Below are 8,227 nucleotides of genomic sequence, written 5' to 3' on the forward strand. Positions count from 1 at the left end.
TCCCCGAGACCTTGCCCGAGGGTAAGCCCGGCGTGGATGATATCTACAACCCCGAGTACTTTGCCCAGTTGCAGTACCTCTATCCCGACAGCAAAACCAGTGTGATCACCGACTACCTGATCAGCACCCCCACACAGACCTTTCAGGATCAATTGAAAGGCTCAACCCGTAAATTATCGTTGTTTGGTCCGGAACAGATCCGCTATGACGTGGGCACATCGGTCACCACGGAGCAATGGCAACAGACCCACGACGAACTTCAGCAGCGCTGTGAGCAACTGAGCGAACAGCGGCAGAACGCAGAACCGATCAAGGACTGGCCCCGCACCGTTCAGCCGTTGCATCTGATCAATACCGAATTCCTGCATCCCGGTCATCCAAACGAGATGGACCCGGCCTTGTTCCAGGATGACAGTTATCCACTGGTGCCGTTGTTCAGCAAAGCCCAGGAGGTCTGGGCCCAAAAATGCCAGCGCCCGGATGTGTTTGCGACACGCTTCAGTCGCAGCCAGGATGTCGATGCACAAACACTGTCCAAACAACTGCAGCAGAGTTTCGGCGTGCGTGGCCTCAATATGGCAATGGTCGGACAGTGCATGGTCGATCTGATTTACCTGCTGGCCCATGAAGACTGGCTGCAACCCTTGAAGGCTGTTGCGGAACAACAGAACTACAACGACTCAGTCACCTGGACCAGGGAAGCAGCCTTAACGGCACTGATCTGCCATCGCGCCCAACCAGGGCCGGAAGACCACCCCGGCAATCGTTCTCCTTATTTCGAATCCCTGCAACAGATTGGTCAGTCTCTGCATCAATTGGCCGAGCTACAACGCCAGCAGGACAAAGTATTCACCCAGACCGGGCAATACAATTGCCTGATACAAAACACTGTCTCCGTTCCAAAGATAGGTGCGAACTGGCGTTATCAACCCTCCAAAAACCTGTCAAAGCCCAAACGCATCTTAAGACTCGGTCTGTTCTTTGATGGCACCAATCAGGATCGCTATAACGATGAGCAGTTACCCGACCGGGATATTTCCAATGTGGCAAAGATGCATGACTTGTATGTTGAAAAAACCGATCAACACGGCAACGAAGTCGTGACCACTCGCAGAGTATATGTGCCCGGTGTCGGTACCATTACCGGCCACCAAACCAAGGATGGTTTTAAAGCGGAAGACAGCAAGATCGGCCTTGGCCTGGGTATGGGTGAGACGGGTGGCTATGCCCGGATTGAATATGTATTGCAACTGATAAATAACCGTTTTAATGAACAGGAATACGACGAAGTAAGGTTTGATATCTTTGGTTTCAGTCGGGGTGCGGCCCTATCCCGACACTTTGTTAATCTGATCAACCAATGGCCGGAACAGATTTCCATCTGGGAAGTTGAGTATCATAATCCACTGTGGAGCTTTGCCCTACCGGTACAACCGGTGAAAAAACAGATCAAGGCCTTTCCACAGCATCTGACCGGCCGGGTTTGCTTTGTCGGTCTCTGGGATACCGTGGGCAGTTTTGGCTGGCCCGGTGACGAGCAGAACCTGGATTTCAATCTGAACCTGAATACCCACAGCGCTGAACAGATTGTGCATTTGGTCGCCTATCATGAAGCACGGCATAATTTTCCCTCGACCCGCATCACCGACGAATACGGTCGCCTGCCTTCGAACTTTACTGAAATCATCTTTCCTGGCGTTCATTGTGATGTGGGCGGCGGTTATGAGAACCCAACGGGAAAAGGCACAGAAAACTATGAGGATCTACGTATCAGAGCACCATTGGACTATAACGACAACCGCCCTTCACCATGGATATTGCGTGGCCCTGGCAGTGGCTTGTTGATCGATGCACTGGAGAACGAAATCAGGGCTTTTCGCAGCGCCATTGGTATGGAGCAATCCTATACCTATAAACATATACTCAAAGCCACTCGTAAGGAGCTGGCGTTGTATCCCTTTTATAAGATGGATGAACTGGCCAGACAAGCCGGCGTCCCCCTTAAAGGTATCGACCCTGCTGATACCCATTACCTGATTCCGGATGAGCTGAAACGCGTGTACAACGCATGGCAAAAAGCCGGAGGCCAAATGCCACAGGCCAGACAATACCTGGTCGATTATATTCATACCTCCGAAAAATACGGCGATATGGTTGACCGCCCGCATATGGAAAGCGGTCGAAAAGTTCGCCAGATATATAATAACCACCCTGATCAGGCCATTATTCCGGAGTCACAGCATGCACATCATTAAGTACATCGGTTGGTTATGTTTATTGCCACTGTTACTTAGTGGCTGCCAAGAAAAAACCTATGACTATGGCTTTGATACGGGTGGCTTTGGCGGACCAGGCTGGCCTATATGGGTGGAGTATTTGATTATTAATGAATCCTGGCAGATTCCGGTCGGCAACCTTTCAGGAGGGGAAACAGTAGTCAATAAACGTCCCCCTGGCGGTTCGTCAGCTAGTATGGGGCCGGTACCTCTACCTCATACGGTAAGAGCACGATGGTTTTCCTATCGCACCCAGACGTTTTATGAAGCTACCGTCGAGATTCCAAAGAACAAACAAACAGAAATCAAAAAGTGGTTCAAAAAATATCCCAGAGAGAAATTTTTACCTCTGTTATCGACCGGGATCAGTGGTAAGGGAGAAATGCAATTCTGGTGGTATGTTGGCTGTGTCGGTATTGGATGTCCAGAAGGCCCTAAAAATTTTGAATTTCACTTTTTCGAACTGACTCCTCGCATTAAAGCCACCATTGCAGAAGGCGACCCTGGTATGTATCGAGTGCGCACTCTACAGGAAGTAAGAGAGGGTTCTATACCACAGGACGTACTAAACCTGTTACCGCCAGAACCAGACACAACAAAAGAATCATCCACCAAAAACACAGAGACAGACTGAGTTGTGATAGATGCACATCATTAAGCACATCGGTTGGTTACTTTTACTACCCATACTCATCAGTGGTTGCGAAGAAAAAACCTATGACTATGGCTTTGAGACAGGTGGCTTTGGTGGCCCTGGTTGGCCTATATGGGTGGAGTATTTAATTATTAATGAATCCTGGCAGATTCCAGTCGGTAACTTATCAGGAGGAAACGCTGACACCACTCATCGCCCTCCTGGTGGCAAATCAGCCAGCGCCGGCTGGGTACCATTACCTCATACAGTACGGGCACGCTGGTTTTCCTATCGCACCCAGACGTTTTATGAAGCTACCGTCGAAATTCCCAAAGATAAACAAAAACAGATCAAACAATGGTTTAAAAAATATCCAAGAAAAAAATATTTTCATGATCTTGATATTGGAATTAAAGGTCAGGGAGAAATTCAGCTTTGGTGGTATGTTGGCTGTGGGGGTATAGAATGCCCGCCTGCACGGCCGGAAACTTTTGAATTTCACTTTTTCGAACTGACTCCCCGTATTAAAGCAATAGAAGTGGATGGCGATGCAAGTGGATATCGTGCAGGAACACTCAAACGGATAGAAGAAGGTTTTCTGCCACCGGATGTACTAAACCTGTTACCACCAGAACCAGACACAACCGAAACCCAAGAAAAAGAATCATCCACCAAAAACACAGAGACAGACTGAGTTGTGATAGATGCACATCATTAAGTACGTCGGTTGGTTGCTGTTACTACCCATACTCATCAGTGGCTGCGAAGAAAAAACCTATGACTATGGTTTTCGAGAAGGCGGTATAGGCGGCTCAGGCTGGCCAGTCTGGGTGGAATACTTGATTATCAATGAATCCTGGCAAGTTCCGGTTGGTAACTTATCAGGGGGCAAAGCCGAAATCACCAAACGCCCTCCTGGAGGAGCACAAAGCAGCCTAGGATGGGTGCCTTTGCCTCAAACAGTAAGGGCGCGTTGGTTTTCCTATCGCACCCAGACGTTTTATGAAGCCACAGTAGAAATACCTAAAGACAAGCGAAAGCAGATTGAACTGTGGCTAAAAAATTATGGGACAGAGCAATATCTTCAGGATTTATCAGTTGGTTTTGCTGGACAAGGAGAGATTCAGCTGTGGTGGTACGCTGGCTGCGTAGGAATTGATTGTCCACCTCTGCGTCCGGCAACCTATGAATCCCACTTTTTCGAACTGACTCCCCGTATTAAAGCCACCATTGCAGAAGGCGACCCTGGTATGTATCGAGTGCGCACTCTGCAGGAAGTAAGAGAGGGTTCTATACCACAGGATGTACTAAACCTGTTACCGCCAGAACCAGGCACAACAAAAGAATCATCCACCAAAAACACAGAAATAGACTGAGTTGTGATAGATGCACATCATTAAGTACGTCGGTTGGTTACTGTTACTACCCATACTCATCAGTGGTTGCGAAGAAAAAACCTATGATTATGGTTTTCGAGAAGGTGGTATCGGCGGCCCTGGCTGGCCTATATGGGTGGAGTATTTGATTATCAATGAATCCTGGCAACTTCCGGTCGGTAACTTATCAGGAGGAAACGCTGATACGACTCACCGCCCTCCTGGAGGATCTTCAGCCAGTGCAGGCAGGGTGCCATTGCCCCATACAGTACGAGCACGCTGGTTTTCCTATCGCACCCAGACGTTTTATGAAGCTACCGTCGAAATTCCCAAGGATAAACAAAAGCAGATTAAACAATCGCTTAAAGAATATGGCAGAGAAAAATATTTGCGGCAGCTATCCACTGGTTTTGCTGGACAAGGAGAAATTCAGCTTTGGTGGTATACAAGCTGTGTCGGTATTGGATGTCCAGAAGGCCCTAAAAATTTTGAATTTCACTTTTTCGAACTAACTCCCCGTATTAAAGCCACCATTGCAGAAGGCGACCCTGGTATGTATCGAGTGCGCACTCTGCAGGAAGTAAGAGAGGGTTCTATACCACAGGACGTACTAAACCTGTTACCGCCAAACCCAGGCACAACCGAAACCCAAGAAAAAGAATCATCCACCGAAAATACAGAGACTCATTGAGTGGTTATAGATGACCACCTTTATCCTGTTGCAAAAAAAACCGATGGCGTTTCACGAAACACTTTGATTTCCAGGAGCTCGCATGAGCTGTGACCAAAAATAAAACCTAAGACTATCGCTAATAAGCTGGATTTTTTGAAAGCACCACACATAGAACCACCGTTTACGCGTCGTCAATGAGGATATAGCCTTCAGGCGGAGCTGACGACATCATCGCAGAAAAGGACTTTTTTGAGTTACCAGTCATGAAAAAGCCCATCTCAGAGCTGCTGTGAACCGTTCGAACACAGCCCCCGTTCTGATAAAAAATTACAGTCATTGCCAATATCCCATTCGTCAATTTTTCACATCCTTCAACCAGCCCCGTCTACTCAATACCCACTCAATTGGGTGGCGGAGCCTGCCCGACACCTGACAAGAATGTTTCATCAGACCTAGGAGTAGGAATGAAAAGCTTCATCACCACTGCACTGGCAACTTTTTTTAAAAAACGTTCCAAATCGAAAAAGAAATCCAGAAAAACAACACAGATGTGGACACTCGTGATCCTTCTGATGCTTGTTGCTTTCTGGTTCGATCTGGACCCAACCATTCTGAAGGAGTTACTCAGCTTACTAACCGTTTTTCTACACTGAGATAACACCACACGCCAAACGCTGTGTCATATTTGTCTTCACTCCTCTGACAGGAACCCCACCATGGCCAAAGTATTAGCTGCCAATGCCGTTCTCACTGTTCAACTGGACAAAGGTATCTCGCTGCTTCCCATGCTGCCACCGCTGCAGGTTCAGTCAACCGGGATCATCGATATGGCTGGCGAGCTGGCTGTTGAGGCTGATTTAGAACAGTTTCTAACCCAGAACTTCACCAACATCCCCTACATTAACCCGCCTTTTGTCAACGGCTTTGTGAGCTTCGCCTCCATAAGCAGTATCGAGCTGGCGGAAAAAACCATTAAAAAAGGTGATCCTGTGGTACTGGCCAGCGATATCAAATGCAGCGTTACGGCTATCCCGGCAATAAATCCTGGTAACGGTCAACCCGACAGCAACCCTCCGACAGAAGTCACCCTCAGCAGTGCAGCCGCTGCCGGAAAAATCGACACTGTCTGAGGGGAAGCGGAAACCATGGCCAGTTATCAGCATGCGTTTAACCACATACTCAAGCACATTCGAAAACTGATCGAAGAAACTGACCACAACGGTCACGAGCAGATAAACCACCCCTTAACCAGCTGGTATGACATGCAAACCATCGGCTTCAGTCAAAGGGAGTTATCGCACTTACTACGCGAGTTGTATTGCGCGGAAATCTGGCATCAACTTGGTTGTGACCAGTTTCGGGATCAACAGCTCGCAAACCTGTTTTTTGATTTCGCACTAGCCACCAATGGCAACCTGACGCTGCGACTTATTCAGATCTGCCTGGATCTGCCAGTGAACGGAAAACTCAGCGACCAACTGATTCAACGCATCAATGAAAGCGAATCGGAATGGCTGCAACAACAGTTCGAGCATATTCAGCTCAATTTCTACTGCGCCATGCAGTCGAACCGGAAAATATACCACTAGTGCCGTCTATTCGATGTGACGGCAAAACCCCAAAAGGCCATCCACCTTTGCTTGTTTTTATCCCGTTACTATAAGGAATCTCCAATGAGTCAATACAAAACCCCCGACGTTTATGTCAAAGAACGGTCGCTACTCGGCCCTTCTGTGGCAGAGGTGGCGACAGCCATCCCTGCTTTTATTGGTTACACCGCATTCACTAAAGACAGTGCCGGTAATCTCATCACTCAAAAACCTTATCGCCTGACCAGCATGCTCGAATATGAAGCCCGGTTCGGTGGTAAATATCTTGAGTCTATGGATATTTCCTGCAAACAGGACAGCGGGGAATTTTATCTGGATTACAAGGAGATTAAGCAGACAGCAAAGTATTTCCTTTATCAGGCCGTTGCACAGTTTTTTGCCAATGGCGGTGGCACCTGCTACATCATCAGTCTGGGCGATTATGATACCACAATGGATAAGGCAGCATATTTATCTGCCATCGAACTCCTGAAAAAAGTTGACGAAGTCACTCTGATTTCGTGTCCGGAAAGTGTGAAGCTCGATGCCCAGAACCATTACGATATCCAGAATGCGGCATTGTCTCATGCAGAACAGATGATGGATCGTTTTGCGCTCGTCGATGTGCAGTGCAACAACAACATTATTGCAGATGCTGCCTCAATGCGTAACAAGGTCACTCAGGGTCTGAAATATGGCGCAGCTTATTATCCCTACCTGAAAACCTCCACACCCAGAAGTTATGATGAAAACAAAGTAATCGTGGCACTACCACCGATGGTCCCAAAGCTGCCTAAATTGCATGAATCGGTGGAAGGGTATTATGCGTTTGACATCAAAGAGGACAACAACACCAAAGAAATCCAGATTGTTGAAGTTAACCAATACGGTTTCAAAATGGTTTCTAACGAAACCACCGGTGAAATGGAACCATCCTATCAAGTAGACGATTATCGTAGTCCGATTTTTGTCAAATTCGAGGACCGGGATCTTTACCTGGATTTGCAAGGCTACCCTGTTGATCACGAGAACATTGAAACGCTGGGGCAACGTTTGGCCGGTGAAAATCCATATGGAATTTTTGCATCTGGCGGTAAAGCCGATAAGGATTCTAAACCTGCAGAAGACGATACAACAAAAGCTCTCGATTGGCAGGGTTACGCCATCGATAACGCGGCAAACAGTGAAGGTCGGAAAGTCAACACCGGCGCCACTCCAGCCCCCACCTTGTATAAACACGTCAGCGAAAGCAACAAGGGTTCGGCGCTTCTGTCCAAACTAAACGACCCAGACTATCTGTTCTATTCCACCGCCTACTACAACCAGGTCAAAGCGTTGCTCGCCACTCACTACCTGGTACTACCACCCAGCGCCGCCATCGCCGGCATCATGGCCAAAACCGATGCCCAGCGCGGCGTCTGGAAAGCACCGGCCAATGTTGCCCTGGTGCAGGTCATTGCCCCCACAGTGGATATCGATAACAGCGAACAGGAAGATCTCAACGTCGATACCGTTGCCGGTAAATCCATCAATGCCATCCGCAGTTTCGTAGGCAAGGGCACGTTGGTCTGGGGCGCCAGAACGCTGGACGGTAACTCCAATGAATGGCGTTACGTTCCAGTCCGCCGGCTCTTCAATATGGTCGAGGAATCGGTCAAAAAAGCGTCCTACTTCGCGGT

Annotated in this window: 8 protein-coding genes; all 8 read left to right on the plus strand. The window is 48.2% G+C overall.

The window, feature by feature from the left end; translation table 11 throughout:
- The first annotated feature begins 11 nt into the window (after window positions 1-11).
- A complete protein-coding gene (locus ACQY6I_RS05980; RefSeq protein ID WP_428240560.1) occupies window positions 12-2,255 on the plus strand; it encodes a T6SS phospholipase effector Tle1-like catalytic domain-containing protein in 2,244 nt (747 codons plus the stop codon).
- On the plus strand, window positions 2,242-2,910 hold the full coding sequence (locus tag ACQY6I_RS05985) for a DUF2931 family protein (RefSeq protein ID WP_428240561.1): 669 nt from the start codon (window positions 2,242-2,244) through the stop codon (window positions 2,908-2,910). The genes ACQY6I_RS05980 and ACQY6I_RS05985 overlap by 14 nt, the downstream gene beginning before the upstream one ends.
- A 10-nt stretch (window positions 2,911-2,920) precedes the next feature.
- On the plus strand, window positions 2,921-3,604 hold the full coding sequence (locus tag ACQY6I_RS05990) for a DUF2931 family protein (RefSeq protein ID WP_428240562.1): 684 nt from the start codon (window positions 2,921-2,923) through the stop codon (window positions 3,602-3,604).
- Window positions 3,605-3,614: 10 nt separating this feature from the next.
- The gene (locus ACQY6I_RS05995; protein WP_428240563.1) at window positions 3,615-4,286 is read left to right on the plus strand and encodes a DUF2931 family protein; all 672 of its coding nucleotides are present in this window, start codon (window positions 3,615-3,617) and stop codon (window positions 4,284-4,286) included.
- A 10-nt stretch (window positions 4,287-4,296) separates the two neighbouring features.
- Entirely contained in the window at window positions 4,297-4,977 is a 681-nt protein-coding gene (locus ACQY6I_RS06000; protein ID WP_428240564.1) for a DUF2931 family protein, read from the plus strand.
- A gap of 698 nt (window positions 4,978-5,675) precedes the next feature.
- Window positions 5,676-6,089 carry a hypothetical protein gene (locus ACQY6I_RS06005; protein ID WP_428240565.1) on the plus strand — a complete coding sequence of 138 codons (414 nt, stop codon included), beginning with the start codon at window positions 5,676-5,678 and terminating at the stop codon, window positions 6,087-6,089.
- A gap of 15 nt (window positions 6,090-6,104) precedes the next feature.
- Window positions 6,105-6,548, plus strand: coding sequence for a hypothetical protein (locus ACQY6I_RS06010; protein WP_428240566.1), 444 nt, complete (start codon window positions 6,105-6,107; stop codon window positions 6,546-6,548).
- 84 nt (window positions 6,549-6,632) lie between these two features.
- Window positions 6,633-8,227, plus strand: a 1,595-nt coding sequence (locus ACQY6I_RS06015; protein WP_428240567.1) for a phage tail sheath subtilisin-like domain-containing protein, incomplete at its 3' end; no start/stop codon positions are given.

It is taken from the genome of Gynuella sp. (assembly GCF_050297175.1).
Lineage (GTDB): Bacteria > Pseudomonadota > Gammaproteobacteria > Pseudomonadales > Natronospirillaceae > Gynuella.

Excerpts from the sequence above, each read along its gene's own strand:
- ACQY6I_RS05985 (WP_428240561.1), top strand. The coding sequence starts at position 2,242 with ATGCACATCATTAAGTACATCGGTTGGTTATGTTTATTGCCACTGTTA.
- ACQY6I_RS05990 (WP_428240562.1), top strand. The coding sequence starts at position 2,921 with ATGCACATCATTAAGCACATCGGTTGGTTACTTTTACTACCCATACTC.
- ACQY6I_RS05995 (WP_428240563.1), top strand. The coding sequence starts at position 3,615 with ATGCACATCATTAAGTACGTCGGTTGGTTGCTGTTACTACCCATACTC.
- ACQY6I_RS06000 (WP_428240564.1), top strand. The coding sequence starts at position 4,297 with ATGCACATCATTAAGTACGTCGGTTGGTTACTGTTACTACCCATACTC.
- ACQY6I_RS06005 (WP_428240565.1), top strand. The coding sequence starts at position 5,676 with ATGGCCAAAGTATTAGCTGCCAATGCCGTTCTCACTGTTCAACTGGAC.
- ACQY6I_RS06010 (WP_428240566.1), top strand. The coding sequence starts at position 6,105 with ATGGCCAGTTATCAGCATGCGTTTAACCACATACTCAAGCACATTCGA.